16 protein-coding genes, 5 pseudogenes and 1 CRISPR repeat array are annotated in these 22,341 nt (G+C 45.6%); all 21 genes and pseudogenes read right to left on the bottom strand.

Going from position 1 to position 22,341, the window contains the following annotated elements; translation table 11 throughout:
• Positions 1-59: 59 nt before the first annotated feature.
• Positions 60-2,070: direct repeats of the CRISPR family, unit length 28 nt; unit sequence TTTCTAAACTGCCTATTCGGCAGTTTAC.
• Between the two features lie 132 nt (positions 2,071-2,202).
• The 21 genes and pseudogenes from cas6f to murG all read right to left on the bottom strand — a co-directional run bounded on the left by cas6f (position 2,203) and on the right by murG (position 22,316).
• A complete protein-coding gene (gene cas6f / locus HMPREF0080_RS05585; protein WP_006790334.1) occupies positions 2,203-2,775 on the bottom strand; it encodes a type I-F CRISPR-associated endoribonuclease Cas6/Csy4 in 573 nt (190 codons plus the stop codon).
• Between the two features lie 2 nt (positions 2,776-2,777).
• Positions 2,778-2,831: pseudogene (locus tag HMPREF0080_RS11695) on the bottom strand (hypothetical protein); the annotation flags it as partial.
• Positions 2,832-2,854: 23 nt separating this feature from the next.
• The gene (csy3, locus tag HMPREF0080_RS05580) at positions 2,855-3,802 is read right to left on the bottom strand and encodes a type I-F CRISPR-associated protein Csy3 (protein WP_006790333.1); all 948 of its coding nucleotides are present in this window, start codon (positions 3,800-3,802) and stop codon (positions 2,855-2,857) included.
• Positions 3,803-3,814: 12 nt separating this feature from the next.
• Positions 3,815-4,114, bottom strand: coding sequence for a type I-F CRISPR-associated protein Csy2 (locus tag HMPREF0080_RS11325; protein WP_006790332.1), 300 nt, complete (start codon positions 4,112-4,114; stop codon positions 3,815-3,817).
• 25 nt (positions 4,115-4,139) lie between these two features.
• Positions 4,140-4,679 (bottom strand): CRISPR-associated protein, Csy2 family, encoded by a 540-nt coding sequence (locus HMPREF0080_RS11320; RefSeq protein WP_006790331.1) that lies wholly within the window; start codon positions 4,677-4,679, stop codon positions 4,140-4,142.
• Between the two features lie 3 nt (positions 4,680-4,682).
• On the bottom strand, positions 4,683-5,849 hold the full coding sequence (locus HMPREF0080_RS05570; RefSeq protein ID WP_006790330.1) for a type I-F CRISPR-associated protein Csy1: 1,167 nt from the start codon (positions 5,847-5,849) through the stop codon (positions 4,683-4,685).
• Complete coding sequence (locus HMPREF0080_RS09680) at positions 5,846-7,612, bottom strand: P-loop NTPase family protein (RefSeq protein WP_050808826.1); 1,767 nt, start codon at positions 7,610-7,612, stop codon at positions 5,846-5,848. The genes HMPREF0080_RS05570 and HMPREF0080_RS09680 overlap by 4 nt, the downstream gene beginning before the upstream one ends.
• The gene (locus HMPREF0080_RS09675; protein WP_006790328.1) at positions 7,587-9,272 is read right to left on the bottom strand and encodes a DEAD/DEAH box helicase family protein; all 1,686 of its coding nucleotides are present in this window, start codon (positions 9,270-9,272) and stop codon (positions 7,587-7,589) included. The genes HMPREF0080_RS09680 and HMPREF0080_RS09675 overlap by 26 nt, the downstream gene beginning before the upstream one ends.
• Entirely contained in the window at positions 9,269-10,231 is a 963-nt protein-coding gene (gene cas1f / locus HMPREF0080_RS05560; RefSeq protein ID WP_006790327.1) for a type I-F CRISPR-associated endonuclease Cas1f, read from the bottom strand. The genes HMPREF0080_RS09675 and cas1f overlap by 4 nt, the downstream gene beginning before the upstream one ends.
• Positions 10,232-10,455: 224 nt before the next feature.
• Positions 10,456-11,049, bottom strand: coding sequence for an outer membrane beta-barrel protein (locus HMPREF0080_RS05555; protein ID WP_006790326.1), 594 nt, complete (start codon positions 11,047-11,049; stop codon positions 10,456-10,458).
• An 85-nt stretch (positions 11,050-11,134) separates the two neighbouring features.
• Positions 11,135-12,175, bottom strand: a complete 1,041-nt coding sequence (locus tag HMPREF0080_RS05550) for a glycosyltransferase family 9 protein (protein WP_006790325.1) — start codon at positions 12,173-12,175, stop codon at positions 11,135-11,137.
• Positions 12,172-13,201: pseudogene (locus tag HMPREF0080_RS05545) on the bottom strand (glycosyltransferase family 9 protein). The gene HMPREF0080_RS05550 and the pseudogene HMPREF0080_RS05545 overlap by 4 nt, the downstream one beginning before the upstream one ends.
• Positions 13,188-13,706, bottom strand: a complete 519-nt coding sequence (locus tag HMPREF0080_RS05540; RefSeq protein ID WP_006790322.1) for a D-glycero-alpha-D-manno-heptose-1,7-bisphosphate 7-phosphatase — start codon at positions 13,704-13,706, stop codon at positions 13,188-13,190. Before HMPREF0080_RS05540 ends, HMPREF0080_RS05545 begins: the two are co-directional and overlap by 14 nt.
• Positions 13,706-14,671, bottom strand: a complete 966-nt coding sequence (gene rfaD / locus HMPREF0080_RS05535) for an ADP-glyceromanno-heptose 6-epimerase (RefSeq protein WP_006790321.1) — start codon at positions 14,669-14,671, stop codon at positions 13,706-13,708. Before rfaD ends, HMPREF0080_RS05540 begins: the two co-directional genes overlap by 1 nt.
• Positions 14,668-16,147, bottom strand: a pseudogene (rfaE1, locus tag HMPREF0080_RS05530) (D-glycero-beta-D-manno-heptose-7-phosphate kinase). The gene rfaD and the pseudogene rfaE1 overlap by 4 nt, the downstream one beginning before the upstream one ends.
• Before the next feature lie 25 nt (positions 16,148-16,172).
• Positions 16,173-16,638, bottom strand: a pseudogene (nrdR, locus tag HMPREF0080_RS05525) (transcriptional regulator NrdR).
• 75 nt (positions 16,639-16,713) lie between these two features.
• Positions 16,714-17,738: pseudogene (gene ftsZ, locus HMPREF0080_RS05520) on the bottom strand (cell division protein FtsZ).
• Positions 17,739-17,906: 168 nt separating this feature from the next.
• Positions 17,907-18,815 (bottom strand): cell division protein FtsQ/DivIB, encoded by a 909-nt coding sequence (locus HMPREF0080_RS05515; protein WP_006790316.1) that lies wholly within the window; start codon positions 18,813-18,815, stop codon positions 17,907-17,909.
• Positions 18,816-18,838: 23 nt separating this feature from the next.
• A complete protein-coding gene (locus HMPREF0080_RS05510) occupies positions 18,839-19,777 on the bottom strand; it encodes a D-alanine--D-alanine ligase (protein ID WP_040347376.1) in 939 nt (312 codons plus the stop codon).
• A 9-nt stretch (positions 19,778-19,786) separates the two neighbouring features.
• Positions 19,787-21,172 carry a UDP-N-acetylmuramate--L-alanine ligase gene (gene murC, locus HMPREF0080_RS05505; RefSeq protein WP_006790314.1) on the bottom strand — a complete coding sequence of 462 codons (1,386 nt, stop codon included), beginning with the start codon at positions 21,170-21,172 and terminating at the stop codon, positions 19,787-19,789.
• On the bottom strand, positions 21,165-22,316 hold the full coding sequence (gene murG, locus HMPREF0080_RS05500; RefSeq protein ID WP_006790313.1) for an undecaprenyldiphospho-muramoylpentapeptide beta-N-acetylglucosaminyltransferase: 1,152 nt from the start codon (positions 22,314-22,316) through the stop codon (positions 21,165-21,167). Before murG ends, murC begins: the two co-directional genes overlap by 8 nt.
• Between the last annotated feature and the right edge of the window lie 25 nt (positions 22,317-22,341).

The raw sequence follows: 22,341 nt of genomic DNA, 5'->3' as shown, positions 1-22,341 counted from the left end.
TTCTAAACTGCCTATTCGGCAGTTTACCAAACGTCTGCAACGTCGGATAAGACGCCACATTTCTAAACTGCCTATTCGGCAGTTTACGTTATCGAGCACCGGGACGATTGGAGTATTCTTTTCTAAACTGCCTATTCGGCAGTTTACTAAATGTAAGGACTGATTTGTCATATCAGCAATTTCTAAACTGCCTATTCGGCAGTTTACGACAAAAACGGCACCGAGTACTTACTGTGCTGTTTCTAAACTGCCTATTCGGCAGTTTACTTTGGATTTTTCGGCGGGGATTTAAGCAACGATTTCTAAACTGCCTATTCGGCAGTTTACAAGGAGACAATTGATAGAATCATTGATGATATTTTCTAAACTGCCTATTCGGCAGTTTACCGCGTTGCTTGCGTTTCGGCCAGTACTTTATCTTTCTAAACTGCCTATTCGGCAGTTTACCTGACGTCTGCATAACGGGATTAACAATAATTTTTCTAAACTGCCTATTCGGCAGTTTACCGCAGAAGGGCGCAGGTGTTGAATTACCACTTTTTCTAAACTGCCTATTCGGCAGTTTACTTGGTCTCTTCGTCGCTCTTGTATATGCCGCACTTTCTAAACTGCCTATTCGGCAGTTTACCTCCAGGCAGAGCTTTAGGCCGTCTTTATATATTTCTAAACTGCCTATTCGGCAGTTTACATACAGCTTCCAGTGTTCTTTCTGATGTATTGTTTCTAAACTGCCTATTCGGCAGTTTACAAAACTTTGAATATGGCGAAAAAGATTCTACTTTTCTAAACTGCCTATTCGGCAGTTTACTGAATGCACAGCAAGTTATGTCCGGCACTGAATTTCTAAACTGCCTATTCGGCAGTTTACTTGGAGCGGGCATGTGATGCGGTGTTGATGATTTTCTAAACTGCCTATTCGGCAGTTTACTAGAGTAGTATTAGCGTCGAGGTTGCCAGTTTTTTCTAAACTGCCTATTCGGCAGTTTACAAGCGCTTTCGGAAGCGCAAATACGTAATATATTTCTAAACTGCCTATTCGGCAGTTTACGATAACGAGAAATCCACTGTAGGCCAATGCCATTTCTAAACTGCCTATTCGGCAGTTTACACGATGCCGCCGTCCAAGCGCCAAGCTGTCAATTTCTAAACTGCCTATTCGGCAGTTTACACTGAAAAGGATAATGAAGTATTTGGATATCATTTCTAAACTGCCTATTCGGCAGTTTACATAAGACCAGCGATGGATTCATCGGGCATGGCTTTCTAAACTGCCTATTCGGCAGTTTACTCTGCTGTGGCCCTTTCCTTGTCAACATTAAATTTCTAAACTGCCTATTCGGCAGTTTACTATTGGTTGTCGTTTGGCATATTCCCGTCAATTTTCTAAACTGCCTATTCGGCAGTTTACTAATAGGTCATAAAAGTAACAGATTGGCCGAATTTCTAAACTGCCTATTCGGCAGTTTACTTTTTTTTCTTTTTCGCCCCGGTTTTTTCTTTTTTCTAAACTGCCTATTCGGCAGTTTACTACCTCCTTGCCATGTAACGCCATCTTATCAATTTCTAAACTGCCTATTCGGCAGTTTACACAAGGATGACCAAGCGGGACGAGTTTATTCATTTCTAAACTGCCTATTCGGCAGTTTACGACGTGTTGCGGCAACCGCGCGCGGTGATGTATTTCTAAACTGCCTATTCGGCAGTTTACCGGCGATGAGGATATGGCTCACGCCGCCGACTTTTCTAAACTGCCTATTCGGCAGTTTACGTATCTCGGTACCGAGCAGGTAAGCCGGCGCTGTTTCTAAACTGCCTATTCGGCAGTTTACGACTTCCAGGATCTGGAAGTGGGCGACCTCAATTTCTAAACTGCCTATTCGGCAGTTTACAATTCTTTTATGATGAGATCCTCCGCCCATTCTTTCTAAACTGCCTATTCGGCAGTTTACGACGACGTTATTAAAAAACATGAAAAGCATAATTTCTAAACTGCCTATTCGGCAGTTTACTCGCTCTCACCTCCTAACCTATAAGGGTACAGGTTTCTAAACTGCCTATTCGGCAGTTTACTGTTCCACCAAAACACTTCACTCCAGACACAGACTTATGCTATTGAGATTTGTCTTATTAATACCCAATTATTTTCGTCTCTTATTTCAACCGCTATTTTATGCAATTCCAACGAGTTTCAGAAATTTTTGGTTAAAATTTAGGTATTGCACATTGTAAACTTAGTCCATAAGATCCACATTCTCCTTGTAAGGGACTGTTAACTGTCGTCCTTTTGACAAACAGTCTAAAGTGGTTGCGGTTGGATAAGCTAATCATCTGTATGTACGGTAGTTTTGTTTTACTTACTTTTTGCTGCAAAAATTTCACGGCTTCTTCATACGTAACTCCGTCATGGCGTTTCACATATTGGTTCGCTTTTTGATGTACGGATCCATCTACCTGATAACGGCTGAATATTTCATATTCTTTAACATTCGTAGGAACATCTCTAATTCTTGTTATATGTATATAATCTTCAAACTTACTTAGCTTTATTCTCAAATCTAATTTCTCTAATTCAGCCTTTTCATTGCTAAAAATCCGTAATTTAGTGCCTAATGTGTTTTCCCCATATTCCGGAAAGGAAAGGGCGTACGGTATATTCCCTTCTCTATTTTTTACTTCTGCAAATTCAAGATGAATTTGTGAAAAAACTTTGGACAAGAGAAAATGTAAAGGAATTTCCGTATCAGGCAATAACGTAATATCCTGATAATATTTCATCTCTACTCCTTCTCACTTTGTCCGAATACACCACCGCGAACCAATATAGCCATAACATAATGCTTATCAGCTTCTTCAGCTAACTCTCCACTTTAGACTGTTTGTCAAATAAAGTATAAAAATCTTTTTTATCCGAAGTTCTTCTATATGCACACCCTAAATTAGTAACAGCCCCATATGTTTCCACTGCAATTGCTCTACCTTCATTACTTTCACATTCAGGATACCAAGTATCTATCGTGCGAACAGCATTCCCAAGCTTTTGTGAATGCATAGCGGCGATTCCATCTATACTATATAGAATTTTACTTTTCCGCCCGCGTCCTTTATCCAAGACTAATTCTTCACTGGGATAAATTTCTTGCCCTTTACCAACCTTGGCATAAGAAGTTACTTCCAACAACACCGTCTCATTCTTTCCGGATAAAGTTTTTGCAATTATTTCCGCCAATTCACTCAAATTCGAGATCCGTACATCAAAATCATTTAATTGGAAATTATACGAGTCAAATTTCCATTCCTGAGACGAATTATTTAAGACACGAATACATGTTTCAATTTTTTCCGCTCCCACTCTATTTCTCCAGAGGAAACGTGCATTAGCAATATTGATAGCATACCGTTTCGCCAATATATCAAACCCATAGTTCTCGATATAACTGATAACCATTTTATAAATATTTTCTTGATGAGTTTTATCATTACATGCAGAAGGAAATTCAATCCCAGGTAATATTTTTAATGTAAATACTAATTTCAGTGTATCTTGTGCCAAATCTAAAGCTGCTGCATCAACCAACTGCAAATTAGCTTTTTCTACTTCAGCATTTAGTTTCACAGGGTCATCGGTAATCGCCTTCTTTAATCGATTAGAAATCGTGCCTCTCACAGCTTTTTCCATCAATTTAATCGGAGATGCCTTACTTTCCCTTTCCTCCCAAGTTGTACCGTACATATACCCGTCCGAAAAAACCAATTTTTTCTCAAATGCTAATACCGATGCCACTCCGTCTTTTTTCTTTGTCATTGTCCATTCCTCCTATTGTTGATTTACACACAAATAAAGTTTTTCATTTTCTTTATACTCATAGTGCCACATCATGTCATCAATTGATTCAAAACGATAAGCCATTTTAAATTCACCGATAGTTACAACCGGCTCCACAAAGCAATGGTTTTTGCTTTTATCTCTCTGCCCTTTAATCTTCCCTATCTCTGAAATCCGTTTAAATCCAACTGCTATAGGAACTAACCAACCGGATTCTTTTTTACTTTTAATCCATTCAGCATTTCCTTCATGCTGTTCTTTTGTATTGTAAACAGCCAAATAATTCAACAATCGCTCTAACGCATCCTCATCACTATTATCTAAAACGAAATTTACGCTCTACTACAACAAACCCCGGCATGAGCATTGATACTATCTTTCTGGTATCATGTACGTCTCCATTACTATAAACAAGTCGTACACGTTCAAAATCCATTACATCGCCACCGGCAAACTTACTTTTATATAATTCTTTTGAAAAAATCTCTATAAATTTATCTTCACAGTCCCCGGCAAGGCCTTCAGTTTCTATTAATAGAGATACCTTCAAATGAATTCTCGGTTCCTCTATAAAGGAGGCACGTTTACCCTTATCATCTAAAGGGTTTGCCGTACCTATAATTGAATTGGCATAATCCCCGTGACCTTTATACACCTGTAGATCTGTTTTTAAATAAGACACAGTTGTACACGGAAATTGCACTCCTTCAAATTTATATGATTTATTTATTTTCCTTTCTAATGCATGTACCGCTCCAAGCCAAGCGGTCATAGCTGGCACGCCAATTGTAATAGTACTGCTCATAGCATTAGCATTATGTATCGCCAGTTCAGATATAAGAATATACTTTTTCATAATCTATCTCATCACCTCCTTCTTAAGCACATCTTCCATACAATGTGCAAAATATCTAAACTCTTCACTACCTAGAGAAAGGCTGTCTTTCTTTAACACTCTTCCGTAAGTGTGTATCAGCCACCTTGAGAATGCCTTACTAAGAGTATCAATCATCTCGCTATTAAGATCCATATCATTTTCAAGGTCTAGCCATACTATCTGTTCTTTAGGCAGCTGTCCATATATATCGTGCTTTATCCAACAAGGATACTCTGACCAAAGTTTATATTTCATTTGAAGCACCCTATCTATTAGACTATGTATATTCTCCTTAATTCTATTTCTTATGGTCAAATTATTCCGATCATTACATAAGTTTAAATGAAGTTCCTTCATAATCCCCGAAACATAGTAATACCTCATCGTTTCATTCCAGAAGTCTTTCTTAGGATATCGTAAATTTCGTTTTTCAATCATAGGAGGCAAGCTCTCTAACAAAGTATACTTACCTACATTCATGGAATTTAAGACACTAACGTTTTGAGGTTGTGCCCCACCAAAACCAATAATTGTTCTATTTAGTATTTCTTTATACTGCCCTATATCCGACTCCTTCTTAGTATCTCGTGCATCATTTCGTATACTTATCATCTCCCTAATTCGGCGAGAAAGCTCACACATTACAGACGAATTAGGCAATATTGTTAACAAGTGATATTGTCGCTCATTTATAGGGAAATACACTTGCTTTAATATACTTTCGGTGCTACTATTTTCTATCAAATTAGTTGCCATTTTTAATTTTTCTAAAAGTATATTATAATTTCCACCATATTGTTCAACCAAAGTCTGAACTTCCATATCATTATTAACAATATGATCAATCACTCTATTGCCGTCTTCCAACATTAAATCTAAAAACTTAGCCGCCGCCATATATGCTGCACTTTCATAAACGATATCCTCTTTGCATTTAACTGATTCTGTAATAACATATTTTATATTAGTATTAAATCCGTTGAAAATTCTTATCGAAACCTTAGACTTTGAATGAGTAAATTTACCTACATGGGTTGCCACTCGGCATTTTCCAATATTTTCAATAATATTATCCATCCAAGTTATCGGCTTATTCTTTTTACTCCACGCCTCCGACTCCTTCATTATATATTCTTCTAATGTGTTCATAACTCTTCTTCGCCACCTTTCTTTTTAAATAATCCGAATTGATCAGAATACAACCATTCATTTTTGCTGGATTGATTTTTATCGGGAAGTACAATCTCTCCATATAGCTTTGCCACCGCTAGCAATTTTTCTTCCTCATCTTCACCGACTTCCGATCGCTCACGCAATGCCGCCTCATAATCTCTACTTATCCATAATCGGTTTTCTGCTAAAGGCGATAATGCAGCATCTTGTGATATATTATAAATTTCTGTCTTATCAACGACACCATTTATCCCGCTATATTCTTTAAACCTGATTCTCCCATCTTCAAATACAGCAAATAATTTTACATCCTTATCAGAACTTTCTCTAAATCGATTGATGTATTGCGGCATTCCTGTCAACCACCAGCCTTCATTAATCCATCCGTTTATCACTTCCGGACCGGCGTTGTCCAAGCGGTTTAATTCTTCCATTACACAGTGTTCTAAATCAATGAGTTTATCATGGGGACATAGCTTTTTAGGTTTGTTAATACGAGGGACTGCATCGATTCGTTCTCTTAATTGCTGCTCATTAAGACATTTTTTTAAATCATGTTCTACTGTTAACACACTTGTTTCATATCCGGGGTGTGTAAAGGCTACTTTCTGTTTCCGTAGTCCGGCTAGATTAAACTGCATGACAGCAATATTAGGTTCCACATTATCCCTATTTCTATGCCGCCTTACTCGTCCAGCCAATTGGATAATAGAGCGATAGGACGAAGGTTCTATGACCGCCCAATCGGCATCATGGTCACGCCCCACTTCTTCAACCGGAGTCGCTACTACAATAAATAAGATATTGTCAGTCGAGCAATTATCTATATGAGATCTGACAATCGGTTCAACAAAATCCACGATGCGTTCTTGTTGTTCCTTTCGTTTCAGTACAGAATCCAAGTACTTTTCCTGCTCATGCCGCAATAATAAGATTTGTCGACTGTGATAAGCCATCAGACGTACAGATATATCTTTACTCCAAAGACAATCCAGTAAATACTTGCAAAGCCGCACACATGCATCAATATGAGCTACGCGTATAATGCCGAAAGAAACCTGTTTGCCCGTTTTTTTATCCGTAACGTGCTGAGCATAATGAAGTTGTTCGGCCGCATCTTTCATACATGCGAAATATTGTTCCTCCATAGTCGACAAATCTTCTTGTGATATATTTTTTGCTCGATTGATCTCTTGAATAATTCCCCTGCGTTTTACCGGTTGCTGCCCCAAATTTTTCACACGTTTCTGAATAAATCGCTCATGGCACGGCTTAAAATCTCCTTTACGTGCTGCAGGCATTACTTGGCAGCCGAATTCATCACAATGAATAACTACCAGCCGTTTAATAGACCCATAAAACGATGAAAAACAGTCTAACCCGGCTGCATACGATCGATATAATACTTCGGCTAAATCCGGAGGAATGGTAGCTGATGAAATCGTTACATTTCTACCGAATAAACCTGCTAAATGAACCAATCTGCAAATGGCTATTAAATCCTTCTGGCTAAAATCATCAATTTCATCAATTACCAGGTCGGAAGACATTAACCGTAAGCTCGGCAAAATAAATTTCCCGCCGCGAATGCTTTCCGTCGCTCCCATAATATGGTCAATAGTGGCTACCAACACCGGCTTGTACATGAGGGCATGATTCTTCTGTGCCTGTTTCTTACTTAACATGCGACTGGTTTGTGTATCAAAAAATATATCACAAGAATTGAATCTGTTCCCCATCTTCCGTATCTTTATACCAAACTTCTTCCGTAAGAAGGGATTCCGGTTCATCAACAAGTGCAGGTTCGTACTCGTTTTTTTCTTCATCATGTAATTTGCTGATAGCCGAAGACCCAATTAATACGGCCAATTCAGATTCATTGTGATGAATTCGTTCTTTATACTCGTCCCCTGTTTGTAAAGTCAATGATCGTAGTCCTAACGCTAAGATATATCGTAATGAATTGCCTTTTTTAGAAAGAGCTTGCATAATTTTTGCATTGGCATATGTTTTCCCGCATCCGGTGCTGGCTGCATTAATTACAAAAAAGGCATTATCATGTTCCGATTGTTTTCTAAATAATTTAATTTTGTCAACTGCCATATCTTGCCATTTATATGCCTTAGGACTTTTCTTACTTAAAGCCTTGTTATCTTGAACGGCTTCCATATTTTCAGACAGACGCGGTAAATTATGAGCAATTCGCACGGCCTGTTCACATACACGTACTAAGTGTTCTTCTAATCCTTGATTCATTTTCCCGTTTCGCGTATTAGCCCATAATGTATTTTTTTCTGCCTTGAATTTTGTGCCGTCACTGACCGTAGAAGACACATAATGATCTGCTAACACCAGACATAAGCGACTATACGTCATAAGGCTTCTAAAATCTCCGCTATGGTCTTCTTGTCTAACAAAAATATCTGGATTGTACACAAAACACGCATATAACCGTGCAGACCATTTTTTTACACTTTTCGCCCATAAAGGGGTATTTACACCAATTAATCCTTTGGAAAAAGTAAAACAAGATACAACATCAACATTATCCTTTTCAATGTCCGAATTATCATTCCTATATCCCCATCGTGCATTTATACTTTTCCATAAATCCGCTACTGACTTTTTCTCTCCGCTATATCTTTTCCAGTCTTGTTTATCTTCCTTCTGCTCCCATTCGTTTTTACCGGATGATTTTCCACCAAATACCGGCAATCTATGGTGTCCCAAAATTAAATGACATACGGCTTGAGCCAAAGGCGGTAATTGCATCCAATAATCAAACGTTGGTTTCAAAGATTTTGCTTTAAAGTCTACTACATTCTTATCTATATAATTACGTAATTCAAAAAAGTCCACACGTCCTTCCTTTAATGCCATTAACCACTTCATATCGTCATTTACCGAATCAGTACTATTTACCAATGCCTCTACAATCTTACAGGAAATCCATTCATGACGATACGGATCAGCTTTCAATGATTTTTGTGCTAACTTTTTTTGAAAATGGTCTGACGCTTTACCTAAATCATGAAAAAGTGCAGCCACAGCAACGAGGGCTTTCAACAACGGCATGTAATGCCAGTTATTTTCCCAGTCAAGACGATTTATATTCTTACTTGTCTGATTTACCGGTACCGCCCCCGCTTCATTAAAAGCGTCCCTGTTACCCACAACCCAAACCAATTCACTTCGACTGCGCGATCGTATCCAATGACAAGATACCGCTGTACTTTTGGTCGCACTCTTGCGCAATAAGGTATGAACGGCCTCAAGACCGTCTGCCGTTATAACCGTTTTCCAAGTATTATCCCCGATTCTATCGGCAAAGCTGTCAAGAATGCGCCTAACCGTAGAGATAGATTTTTTCTCGCTAAGACTGGTAAATAAAACCATCATAATATATCATCCGCCTTAAATAGAGCGCTCACATTTTTGACTTCTTCAAACATAAAATCCAACGCCTTATGTTCCGTAAATTTTTGTAAACAAGTTTGCCTGAACTCTTGTTCTTTGCGTCCTTCTAATGCTGATATAAAAGCCCACGGCAATACTAGGGTGTCTTTCACTAAATCTGCGACATCAAATACCAAAGCCCCTCGTCTCGTTTTCCCGTGCATCACGGCCAATCCGTGCGGTATACCTAAAACCCACAAAGTACACGCCCCTAGTCCATAAGCCAAATAATTTCCGTGATTTAAAAATGTATTGGAACTATCCGCTCCGTCATGATTTCTTATAAATTCATTATTGTCTGTTTTCTGTGCCGCATATTTATATAGTCTTTTAGTAAATTCAGCTTCCGATGTCAGCAGCTTTGTAACATCTCCAGCAACTTCAATATTCCTTTTATATATTGTCAATGCCTGTTCTACAGCTTTATCATCTAAGTAGAATTGATATTGCCCCAATTCACGATCTTTGTCCCAAATTTTTTCTAAATATTCACATCGCTTGCGTTGAAAATATTTGGCTGCTTCTAATCGTTTATTTTCATTGAACCAAAAAGATATCCACCGTTGCAAATATTCAGTCGGCCGATATTCACTTTGAGGGTTTAGCCATTCTATCTCCCCACCTGAGAATAAGGGCGTACAGCCCCCACCACAAAATCCGACAAGGACTCCTGCTGCAGCCAACAACCTCATGGCTGCCTGAGTGATAGAGGTTCCTGTTCCGAGTAAAATAACCGTTGTATTGGCAATCGGTATATTCCAATATAAATTGGCTTTTTTACCGTCTGTAAGATATAGCACTCGTCCGTCTTTTTGCATAATACGACACTTTTCAAGATAATATATATTAGCCCTTTTAGAGTGCAAAATAGCTTTTAACTCCGATTTTCCCAAATCTTCCATTCTAAATTCACCTCACATTATACATGAATTACATATAGCTATTGTAACATTCCTGTAATAATAGTTCTATATTAATTATTCATTATTTTCCCTTCGCCTTTAACTAAAACTTATTTTTATACTATACAAATAATCACATATTTATTGCTACCTATATTCACGGCCCCTAATTTCCCCACACAAAAAGAGAGCCTTGCGGCTCTCTTTTATGTGACTGTTGTAGGTTAGAACTTATAGCCCATGCCTACCTGCCAGCCTTTTACATCATCATCATAGTTGTTTACGTCAATGTCGTCGCGACGGTATTTTACGTGGGCATCGAGGTTCTCGTTGAAGTTGTAGCCTACGCCTATTTCGTAAGTGTTAACGTCGTCACCGATGCCGACGGAGCCGAAGCCCGTTACTTTATCGGCAATGGGCACCCGGCCTTCAAGGCCCACCTGACCGCCCCAATCGTGTTCGCGATGGCCTGCGAATTTCGTATCGACCTTTGTAGCGCCGCCGAACGCGGAAACATACGGGTTAAAATGGTAGATGGCGCGTAAGCCGTGTTCATTTACACGGTCGCCGTTGCTGCTTGCTTTCGTATTGTTATTGTCATACTGGACGTCAACTTTATCATTGAGTACATAGGTCACGTCACCGCCGGAGAAATGAGAACGCGCATCGCGATGGCCCATTTTCTGGTTGAACCCGTAGTTAAGATCAACTTTCAGGTCGCCTGTCTGACGATTCTGAACAGGTGTACCGGCAGCATATACCATGGCGCCGGCCGAAACGAGGGTAGCCACCACCGCCGCTGTGAATACTTTTTTCATAGTTCTGCACCTCCGAAATTAAATTGCAATACCAAACTTCAAGTTACATTATCTATATTATACGGTACTTTCACCGAAACTTCAATTATCGGTATTGACACAACATTGTCTCAGCCGCTTCAATAACATGTTTCGTTGTAATGATCGAAATACCGCGATAGGTACCTTCCCGTATAATTTTTTTCATGCTCTTGCCGGTCGCGTATGTATCCGTCGACTCCAGGACAATGGCTTTTTTCGTGTACGGACCGTAGAATTTGGGATTGCTCGGCCCGTAGAGGGCGACGACGGGAACGTCCTGACTGACAGCCACGTGCATGGGGCCGCTGTCGTTGGTAATAAAAAGGCTGCACCGTCTCACGGCCGCCGCCAGCTCGCCGACGGAAAACTTCCCGGTCGCCACGATGGCCTGTGATTCCATAAGAGATACGGCATCATTGACCATTTCTCTGTCCATAGCGCCGCCGAAAAAAACGCATGTATATCCTTGGAGCGCAAAATAATCGGCCACGGCGGCAAACCGTTTGGGCGGCCACCGTTTTTGCGGCACGGCACTGCCGATATTAAAACCGATAAGCCGATCGCCGTCCGCCACGCCGCACGAGGCATAAAAAGCCGCCGCCTTCTCATCCCACGCGGAGCACGTGAAGATTTGCAGCCCGTCATTACGGCAATCGTCGATGCCCAGTTGTTTCAATACATCGACATACATATCGGCCGCATGAAGATGTATGCGGTCGAGGCGGGTATATTTATCCATCATGGGACGGAAGAGAAAATGACTCATGCCGACGAATTCTTTAGCCCCTATAGCTGCCGCCAGAAAAGACGTCCGCTCATTGGGATGGAGATTGATGAGAAGGTCATAGCCGTGTCCGTGCAGTTTCCTGCCAATGCGCCAAAGGGCACCGATCGAGTTGTCCCTTCCTTTTTTATCTATTTCCACGAGTTTGTCTATATTCGGATTATAACGTACAACATCGGCAACTTTTTTATCGACGGCCAGCGTTATTTCCGAATTGTACGCATGACGGCGCAGAACCTGTAAAAACGGCGTGACCAGGATAAGGTCTCCCAGATGCATCAAAAAGGTAACTATAATCCGTTTATCTTTCAAATTAATCATTTCAGTGTTTTCTCCATAATAGAGGCATAGGTTTGCCATACGCTGTCAACGGTTATCCGTGCCATGCAGTCCGGATCGTCCACGAGGGGACGGTCCGCAGTGGCGACGGACGTGGGAGATACGAGAAGATGAATGTACGCCGCCTCTTTGCCGCCGTACGGTCCCGTCCGTTCCGGGCTGGTCGGCCCGAAAAGAGCGATGAGCTCCTTTTTCAGCGCATTAGCCAAATGAAGCGGTCCCGTATCCGCACTGACGTATAAAACGGCGTCCGCAATGAGGGCCGTCAACTCTTTTAAGGTCGTCCGGCCCGTATAATTGAAAAGCAGCGGGGAAGCCGCAGACTCTTCTATGACCCGTCCTTTCGACACATCGTCGCGGCCGCCGAGGAGAACGACGTGCATACCGCTGTCCGTCACGCGCCGCACAAAAACTTGCCAATACGCAAGAGGCCACTCTTTGACAGCCCACCGTGCGCCGGGGACGACGGCAATATAGGGTTTTCCTCCCGTCCGCATCCTAAGCGCCTCACGCATGCGGGCCCGTTCCTGTTCAATGGAAGGTAAGGGAAATTCCACGGCCTCAACGGTCCCGCCGAGACAACGGACCACATCCAGATACCGTTCAATGACATGTCCCTTTTTATGGGGACCGGCCAGCCCCTTGCTGACGAGGAAGCTGCCCTCGCGCATTTCCCAATAACCGACTTTTTTCCCGGCGCCGCTGTAAAGCGACGACGGCGCTTTTAGCCAGTCCTTGTAAGTCGATGGAAATATCAAAATGATAGGGATGCAGGATACTTCTCAATTTGCGCCAGTAGGACAGTTTCTTCAATTTTTTCTTATCTATACGGATAACTTCATCAATATAAGGCGCCGCCGGCAGGAGAGCCGCGAATTCCTCATGCACTGCCCAGACAATACGTGCATTCGGCTGATTTTGCCGCAGCGCATAGAGAGTCGGCAAGGCATGCAAGACGTCACCGAGTGAGCTCATCTTAATGATCAATATATTGTTATACTGCTCCACCCTTATGTCTCTCCTCTGCAATATGCACAACAAAGTCTTTCAACGAACCGCCCGTAAATAAATACCCGTCCAGGCCGGCACGCCGGGCCGCCTCAAGATCGCGGGGGCTGTCGCCGATTAAAAAGGACTGCGCTTTGTCAATATCAAAATCGGCAAATGCCTGCAAAATCATCCCCGGCTCCGGTTTACGCCATGAACTCCTGCGGTCATACGCTTTGACAGGCGCGCCTTCCAGATAGGGACAATAATATACGGCCGTAATGGCGCCGCCTGCCGCCTTTGCTTCGGCACAAAGCCAATCATGCAGGCGGCGCACCTCTTCTTCCGTATAATAACCGCGGGCCACGCCGCTTTGATTGGTAACGATAAAAACGGCATAGCCCGCGTCGGTCAGCCACGCAAGAGCCTCCCTGGCACCTTCCGTCCAAACAAAATCCTCTTTTTTGTATACATAGCCGGCGTCGACATTCAACACGCCGTCACGATCAAAAAAAACAGCTTTCATCAGGAGAAATATCCGTCGTTCTTTGCAAGGATCCCGCAATATTCTTCAACCGCTTCTTCAAGAGGGGTAAATCCTTTATCATAACCCGCTTCCATGAGTTTTGCAGTGTCGGCGGTCGTATAGCTTTGATACTTGCCCTTGAGAATTTCCGGGAACGGGATATATTCAATAGAACCTTTACCGCAATAATCGATAATACCCGTAACAAATTCATTGAACGTATGGCCCGTACCGGTGCCGCAGTTATAAATTCCGGACAGTTCGGGATGTTCCCAGAAATAGAAGAGTACATTAACGACATCGTTGACGTAAATGAAATCGCGGATCTGACCGCCGTTTTCATAGCCCGCCGTGCCTTCAAAGAGAGTGATTTTCCCCTTTTCCTGCAGTTCATGATACTTTTGGAAAATAAGTGACGCCATCCGGTCTTTGTGGTTTTCCTGCGGGCCGAAAACATTGAAATACCTGAAACCCGCTACCTGTCCTTTTACCAACGGCAAAACACGGCGCACATACCGGTCGAATTGAAGTTTTGAGTACGCATAGGGATTCAACGCCTCTTCACAGGCAGGCTCTTCACGGAAGCCGTTTTTGCCGCTGCCGTAAGTCGAAGCGGAAGATGCATAGAGGAAGGGAATCGCCCGTTCCGCACAGTAATGAAGAACGGCCTTGCTGCCTTCGTAGTTATTTTTCATCATATACCGGCCGTCATAGTTCATCGTGTCGGAGCATGCCCCTTCATGGAAGACCACGTCAACCGGGCCGTAAGAAAAGGTATCGTCCGCCATATCGGCGGTGAAATCCTCATAATCCATATAATCGAAAAAGTCCAGTCCCTGAAGGTTGCGGCATTTACGGCCGTCCGTCAAATCATCGACGACAAGGATAGTATCAATGCCCCGTTCATTTAATTTTCTGACAATATTGCTGCCGATAAAGCCGGCGCCGCCTGTTACGATAATCATAGCTTCCCTTTCTTCACTGAATCAGCGATTTTCCGCACCAGCTCCGTCGTCGAATAGCCGCTTTCAAAGCGAATGACTTCAACGCGCTCCGCATACTCACGGCCGATAATCTCTTCAACCCGGTAGTCGCCGCCCTTGACGAGAATATCCGGACGCAACTGTGCCAACAGTTCTTTCGGCGTATCTTCTTCAAAGATGACCACGTCATCGACACATCCGAGAGCATTTAAAAGAACGGCCCTGTCTTCCTGTTTATTGAAAGGCCTCGTTTCCCCTTTCAAACGACGCGCCGACGCATCCGAATTAAGGCCGACAACAAGATGCTGCCCCAGCATAGCCGCTTGCTGCAGGTAAAGGATATGCCCCCGGTGGAGGACGTCAAACACGCCGTTGGTAAAGACGACGGTCTCGCCCTTATCCTGCCACATCCGAATCTTTTCGGCCATTGTTTCCCGCGTCAACGGCCGGTACGGTTCCCAGCGCAGCGGCCGCCAGTTCGACCAAAGCTGTAAAAGCTCACTGCGATGGACCGGATAGGTGCCGACCTTGGCGACAACAATACCGGCAGCCGCATTGGCAATATTTAGAGCCGTACGGATGGACAGTTTGCCGGCAATGGCGGCGATAAACGAAGCTGCTACGGTATCACCCGCGCCGGACACATCAAATACTTCCTGCGATATGGCCGGATTATTCCAAACCTTACCGTCTTTACTGACCAGGGTAATCCCCATTTCGGAGCGCGTGATCATGAGATTGAGGAAATTATACAGCTTGTGCAGGGATACCGCCGCTTTAACGACCGCTTCCGTTTCATTCGCCACGTCATATCCGATGCATTGTGAGATTTCCTTTATATTGGGCGTGACAAAATCGGCACCGTTATACTGGGACCAATCGCTGCCCTTCGGATCGACAAGAACGGGGATACCGGCCTTGCCGGCTGCCGCAATAACGAGCGCGGCAACGCCGTTCGTGAAAACGCCCTTACTGTAATCCGACAGGACGATACCGTCCAGACCGGCTGAAATCCGATCGTCAAGCCATCCCGTCAATTCGGCCTGTTCCTGCGCCGTAAAGGATGTAATTTCCTCAAAATCGAGACGCGCCATTTGCTGCCGCGCACCGAGGATGCGCATCTTTGTCGTCGTCGCATGGCCCGTTCGTGTCACAAGGCCCGAACCGTCAATGCCCGCTTCCGCGAGGAGCCCTTTTAAAAGGCCGCCGTTGTCATCTTCCCCGATAAGGCCGGCCAAGTAGACATTGCAATCCAGCTGCGCCAGATTGGCAGCCACATTGGCGGCGCCGCCCAGGACGGAGGTCACTTTATTGACCTTGTTAATCGGCACGGGCGCTTCCGGAGAAATGCGCTCCACCTTGCCGTATACGTACCGGTCCACCATGACATCCCCGATAACGGCAATGCGCAGCTGCGGATTGATTATTTAAAAAGTTGTCGATATACCGTTCCGTCACCAACACCTCCTACTCGCCGGGATATTTAAGCGTTGTTATTATTACCCATCAAAGACTTGAGTTCCGCCATGAAGCTGTCCAGATCGGCAAACTGCCGATACACGGAAGCAAAGCGGATGTAAGCAACCGCATCAATACTCTTTAACTCGCAAAGTACCATTTCGCCGATTTTTACGCTCGGCACTTCCTGTGCCAATGTGTTGCGTATGTTCCGCTCCACTTTGAGAACGATATCGTCCAGTTGCTGGCGCGTAACACGCCGCTTATTGCAGGCCCGTAAAAGGCCGTTTAAAATCTTATTCCGGTCAAAAAGCTGCCTGCTTCCGTCTTTCTTTACGACATAAAGCGGGACCTCTTCAACCATTTCATACGTAGTAAAGCGGTCGTTACCAAGCCTGGCATTCGCGGCGGCGGCGTATGGCGCGGCCGTCATCGGTAGCCCGTGAATCCGTTACCCTTGTATCGTCATGTTTACAAAAAGGACAACGCATGTTGCTTCCCTCCCCTCACGTGCCTATTCTAAAAAAAGCGGGTCCGTTGCGGATCCGCTTTCTCAGTGTCTCTTATTATCTCATCCACGCCGGAATTTCCACGGCACCTGTATCTTTGGGTTCCGCAATACCTGCACCTTTACCGAAAGTGGGGACGGAAGAAGCATCCTTGCCAAAGCCGGTCGCGACAACAGTAATGCGGATGGAATCTTTCATATCCGGATCGATAACGGAGCCGAAGATAATATTGGCATCGGGAGATACGGCTTCCGATACTTTTTCAGCGGCCTCATTGATTTCGTAAAGGCTGATATCGGGACCGCCCGTCACATTCAACAGGATACTCTGTGCGCCGTCAATGCCCGTTTCCAGCAGGGGGCTCTTAATAGCGCTTTCCACAGCGTCGACGGCGCGATTTTCACCGGTCGCTACACCGATACCCATAATGGCTTCGCCCTGATCCTCCATAATCGTGCGGACATCGGCAAAATCAAGGTTGATAAGGCCTGTCGTCGTAATGAGATCGGAAATACCCTGTACACCCTGGCGGAGAATATCATCGGCAACTTTGAACGCTTCATTGAGCGGCGTTTTCTTGTCGATAATCTGCAACAGTTTATCGTTTTGAATCGTAATGATCGTATCTACTTTTTCTTTTAAATATGCCGCGCCCTTTTCAGCTTGTTCTTTACGGCGTTTACCTTCAAAAGCAAACGGCTTGGTAACGACCGCTACGGTAAGAGCGCCCATTTCTTTGGCGATTTCCGCAACAATCGGGGCCGCGCCCGTACCCGTGCCGCCGCCCATGCCGGCCGTTACGAATACCATGTCCGCACTTTGGAGGGCTTTCATAATATCTTCTTTGCTTTCCAGGGCGGCCTGCTCTCCCTTCTGCGGATTAGCGCCGGCGCCGAGACCGCGCGTCAGCTTCTCACCGATCTGGACTTTCAAATCGGCCTGAGAAACTTCCAGTACCTGGTTTTCCGTATTTACAGAGATAAATTCGACGCCCTGCAAGCCGCTTTCTATCATTCGCGGTTAACGGCATTGTTCCCTCCGCCGCCGACACCAATTACTTTAATTTTTGCAAACTCGGCCATTTATAATATCCTCCTTCAGTATCCTGTGTTACGTGTACAGACTCAAAGTTCTCTTACATAATACACTAAAAGAACGGGTTTGTCGATAATCGGGCTGCCTTTATCCGTAATACCCGGGCAAAAATCTATGCCTGCCGATATATCATTATATCGCCGGCGGGGCATTGTTTATTTTTCTTTTATAATCGGGGCGTCCGGATTAACGTCGATGTACTGTACGGATAAACGGTTGTTCCTGATTTCTTCCAGGAGGCCCTGCGTCACGGCAGCGCGTTCGGCCGTCCTGTCACCGTTTCCGAGGTGAATGGACAGGCCGTCCGTCGTATAGGCGATCAGCTCTTTCGGATTGCCCACATTGATTTCGGCGATTTGCGACGATATTTCCGGGGACAGTTCTTCCAAATATGCCATTGCATGCTTCATGGGTATATCATCGAGCCGGTCCCCCAATAAAAGAGTATCCACTTTCTTGCCGGTAATAATCGGCACGGCAACTCCTTTAATTTGCGGTTCCAGGCCGATAACCGTTCCCGTATCGTCTATGTAGGCAAAACCGTACAGTGTCATGACGACGGCTACGGCCTTGCGTTCCTTCACAAAAATATGAATGGTTGCCGGCAGTTCACGTTCTACGCTGACATCGCCCACACGCAGGTCGCGTAACAGCCGTTCTCTAATTTCACTCGTCGAAAGCCGGACTACGTTTACTGTCGACGGTATGCCGCCGACACGGAGAACATCTTCATCGGGCATAATGCCGTTACCGTCAATAACAACAGTGCCGAAAGGGATCGGCAAGACACGCAGCAACAGCAAACAAATGAAAATAATAACGGCCGCGCCGATAATCTGCAGCCGGCGTTTACGTCTGCGCAGGGCCGCTTCTCTTTTCAATCGTTTCCTGTGCCGCCTGGCAATGCGTTCCTGTGTTTCTGTCCGTACCGCCTCGGGATCCATGTGCGGACTGTAATGCGTTTCTTCCGAAATATCCTGTGCCGCAAACGGCTTGAAGCCGTCGGTATGCCGATTATGGTTATATTCGCCGGAGCGGGTGTCGTCGAAATGTGTATGTAACATATAGTAAAACCTTATATATAAAATTAAAATTTACCGGTCGATGCTTCCGCCAGAATCCGTTCACACAAATCCTCAAAAGGCATCCCCATAGCACGGGACGCGTCGGGAACAAGACTGGTTTCAGTCATGCCGGGCATCGTATTAATTTCCAGGACAAAAGGCCTGCCCTCGCCGTTCGTCATCAGGTCGACACGGGCAATCCCCCGGCAATGGAGGAGGCGAAAAACGGCGACGGATAAATCCTGCATTTCTCGTGTCAGCGCGGCGGAAATCGCGGCCGGACAAATATGTTCCGTCAGTCCCGGCGTATATTTGGAGCGGTAATCGTATTTACCTGTTTTAGAAATGATTTCAATAACCGGAAAGGCCAGATCGTCCATGACGGCAACCGTAAATTCACGGCCGGAGAGAAACATTTCCGCCACAACGGATTTCCCGTACGTGAACGCTTCTTTTAAAGCAGGCTTTATATCCTTCTCGTCACGCACGATAACCGTACCGATACTGGATCCCTGTGCCGCCGACTTGATAACGACGGGCAGGGGGAATTCTCTGCTCATATCGGCGGCAATTTCATCAAGGCCCTGTTCAATAAAATAATAGGCGAAAGGCGCCGTTGAAATACCGGCGCCGCGGAAAGCGCTCTTGCTGATTATCTTGTTCATTCCGACGGCGCTGGCCATAACTCCCGGCCCCGTATAGGGGATATTCATCATTTCGCACATGCCCTGAAGAACTCCGTCCTCACCGTATTGTCCGTGCAGGGCGTTAAAAACGATATCAAACCGCTTGTCCTGCAAGGTTGCCGCCAATTCTGCCGGCACCAGTTCAACAATTTCCGCCTGATACCCTTTTTTTTGCAATGCGTCCGTAACGGCCTTGCCTGTACGACGTGAAACTTCCGCTTCCGTCGACGGCCCGCCGACGACCACGGCAATTTTCCGGGCTTTCATAGCTTTCATATCCGTCATTTATCTTTCAGACCCCTCCGCCGCAACAAAGGCTTCACCGACTTTATAAATATCGCCGGCGCCCATAGTGAGAATTAAATCGCGCGGTCTCGCATTTTCGCGCAAGTAGTTCAGTAACCCGTCTTTCGTCGCCACATATGCCACATCCTGCCCGGTGGCGGCTTTGACTTTCTCCGTCAGGAACGCACCGTCCACACCGGGGATAGGTTCTTCACCGGCGCCGTAAATATCCGTCAGGATCAATTTATCGGCACAGACAAACGCTCTGCTGAATTCATCCGCCAAAAGCTGCGTCCGCGTATACCGGTGCGGCTGGAAGAGACAGACAACACGATGCGTCCCCATGCTGCGGGCCGCCGAGAGAGTGGCATTGATTTCCGTCGGATGATGGGCATAGTCATCGACAACCCATATATCCCTGACATGCCCCTTTGTCTGAAACCGGCGTTTAGCACCGTGGAAATGAGACAACGCGCCGGCGATTTCATCGAATCCGATACCGCAGGAGCGAGCCGCGGCCACTGTTGCGAGCGCATTGAGGATGTTATGATTACCCGGGACATTCAAGGCCAGCGGACCGAGGAGCTGCTCATGATAAAAAACGTCAAAAACCAGCTTTCCCTCTTCATACCCGATATTCCCGGCCCTGTAATCGGCCTCGGCCTCTATGCCGTAGGTCACATACAAACGGTCCACTTCCGGCAGGAGGGCGCGCACCCTGTCATCGTCGGCGCACAGTACGGCAAGCCCTTCCACCGGGTCGAGGCGATTAATGAATTCTTTAAATGCATGGATAACATTGGCAAGCGTACCGTAGTAATCCATGTGGTCCGCGTCAATATTCGTGATGACGGCAATATACGGGTGCTCCTTTAAAAAAGAACCGTCGCTTTCATCCGCTTCGGCAATAACATATTCGCCCTTGCCGAGAACGGAATTACTGTGCAGGTAATCCACTTCTCCGCCGATAACGAGCGTCGGATCCGTGCCGCTTTCCAAAAACACCTGACCGAGCATGGATGAAGTTGTCGTTTTCCCGTGAGCGCCGGCAACGGCAATAGCTTTGCCCCAGCCCATAATATGAACGAGCGCATCCGAACGATGGATGACGGGGATGCGGCGTTCTCGCGCCGCCGTCAGTTCTTCATTCGTACGGCGGATGGCCGAGGAAATAACAACCGCTTCGGCATCTTTCAAGTTATCCGCACTGTGTCCGATATGGACACGCGCGCCCTTTTCACGTAACCGCGCCGTAGCGGCCGATTCTTTTGCATCCGAACCGGACACGCTGTATCCCTTATCAATAAATATATTGGCAATGGCGCGCATACCCACGCCGCCGATGCCGATAAAATGGATACGGCTCACTTTATCTAAATCAACCATCGTTATCCCTCGTTTTCTTTTCAGCGAATTTACTTTTTCCCGCCAGCTCCAGGGCAATATCGGCAATCGCCTGCGCCGCGTCGGTTCTGCCCATGGCGAGACTGGCCGTTGCCATCTGTTGCAAGAGGCGGCGGTCCTCTTTTACCCGTACAATTTCATCCAACAGTTCTTCCCCCGTCAGAAGTTTGTCAAGAATCATCCGGGCCGCGCCGTTCATAACAAAGGCCTGCGCATTATAGCGCTGGTGATCTTCAGCCGCATAGGGATAGGGGATAAGGATGGACGGCAAGCCCCGTGCGGCAAGTTCCGCCAACCCGACCGCACCGGCGCGATAGACAACAAGATCGGCGGCCGCCAGGACGGCCGGCATATGGTGGGAATACGGGATAATACGGCTCGTCTTGCCGTAAAACCCGTGATAATTCACACTGCCGAGCTGTTTTGTCACTCTGTCGTATTCATGGTCACCCGTAATGTGAAGGATTTGAATATCATCGGCATCTTTAAAATGCTCGTGCACTTTAATCATCGCCGTATTGATACTCCGCGCGCCGCGGCTGCCGCCGGCGGCGATAAGGGTGAATTTGGCCGGGTCAAACCCGAAAAAAGCGAGCCCTTCACTGCGGCTGACCGTCAGGATATCGTTGCGTACGGGATTTCCCGTAAAGACGAGTTTATGCTTTTGTTTAAACCGTTTCGCCGCTTCTTCATATCCTAAGGCAATGCGATTGACAAAACACGCCAGAACCGTATTGGTCACACCGGGAATGACATTCTGCTCCTGAATAAGCGTCGGGATACCGCTGAGGCTCGCCGCCAGGAGAACGGGACCGCAGACAAAACCGCCCGTACCGATAACAACCTGCGGTTTAAATTTACGGATAATTCGTTCCGCCTGAAAGAGGCTGCCTGCCGTCTTACCGAGAGTCACCAGATTGCGGACGGATAGGTTACGCTCCAATCCGCGTACATCAAGGGTCACGAAATTATACCCTTGCTTGGGGATCAATGTGTTTTCCAGTCCCGTTTTCGAACCGACATATAGAATCTCTGTCGGTTCCGTCGCCTTGATGGCTTCGGCAATCGTTATGGCGGGATATATATGTCCGCCCGTACCGCCTCCGGATATAATTACACGGCGCATGAAACTTTTTCCTCCTCGTTCATTT

This window comes from Megasphaera geminata F0357, from assembly GCF_000239275.1.
GTDB classification, from domain to species: domain Bacteria; phylum Bacillota; class Negativicutes; order Veillonellales; family Megasphaeraceae; genus Megasphaera; species Megasphaera geminata.
Note: the sequence above shows the minus strand (reverse complement) of the source record. Positions and strands in the feature narration are given on the sequence as shown.

Bases quoted from the DNA above. Each gene is read 5' to 3' on its own strand.
- murG (WP_006790313.1), bottom strand. From the start codon at position 22,316: ATGCGCCGTGTAATTATATCCGGAGGCGGTACGGGCGGACATATATAT.
- HMPREF0080_RS05570 (WP_006790330.1), bottom strand. From the start codon at position 5,849: ATGAACACATTAGAAGAATATATAATGAAGGAGTCGGAGGCGTGGAGT.
- HMPREF0080_RS09680 (WP_050808826.1), bottom strand. From the start codon at position 7,612: ATGGGGAACAGATTCAATTCTTGTGATATATTTTTTGATACACAAACC.
- HMPREF0080_RS05550 (WP_006790325.1), bottom strand. From the start codon at position 12,175: ATGATTAATTTGAAAGATAAACGGATTATAGTTACCTTTTTGATGCAT.
- csy3 (WP_006790333.1), bottom strand. From the start codon at position 3,802: ATGACAAAGAAAAAAGACGGAGTGGCATCGGTATTAGCATTTGAGAAA.
- HMPREF0080_RS09675 (WP_006790328.1), bottom strand. From the start codon at position 9,272: ATGATGGTTTTATTTACCAGTCTTAGCGAGAAAAAATCTATCTCTACG.
- HMPREF0080_RS05510 (WP_040347376.1), bottom strand. From the start codon at position 19,777: ATGAAAGCTATGAAAGCCCGGAAAATTGCCGTGGTCGTCGGCGGGCCG.
- cas1f (WP_006790327.1), bottom strand. From the start codon at position 10,231: ATGGAAGATTTGGGAAAATCGGAGTTAAAAGCTATTTTGCACTCTAAA.
- HMPREF0080_RS05540 (WP_006790322.1), bottom strand. From the start codon at position 13,706: ATGAAAGCTGTTTTTTTTGATCGTGACGGCGTGTTGAATGTCGACGCC.
- HMPREF0080_RS05515 (WP_006790316.1), bottom strand. From the start codon at position 18,815: ATGTTACATACACATTTCGACGACACCCGCTCCGGCGAATATAACCAT.
- murC (WP_006790314.1), bottom strand. From the start codon at position 21,172: ATGGTTGATTTAGATAAAGTGAGCCGTATCCATTTTATCGGCATCGGC.
- rfaD (WP_006790321.1), bottom strand. From the start codon at position 14,671: ATGATTATCGTAACAGGCGGCGCCGGCTTTATCGGCAGCAATATTGTC.
- HMPREF0080_RS05555 (WP_006790326.1), bottom strand. From the start codon at position 11,049: ATGAAAAAAGTATTCACAGCGGCGGTGGTGGCTACCCTCGTTTCGGCC.
- HMPREF0080_RS11320 (WP_006790331.1), bottom strand. From the start codon at position 4,679: ATGAAAAAGTATATTCTTATATCTGAACTGGCGATACATAATGCTAAT.
- cas6f (WP_006790334.1), bottom strand. From the start codon at position 2,775: ATGAAATATTATCAGGATATTACGTTATTGCCTGATACGGAAATTCCT.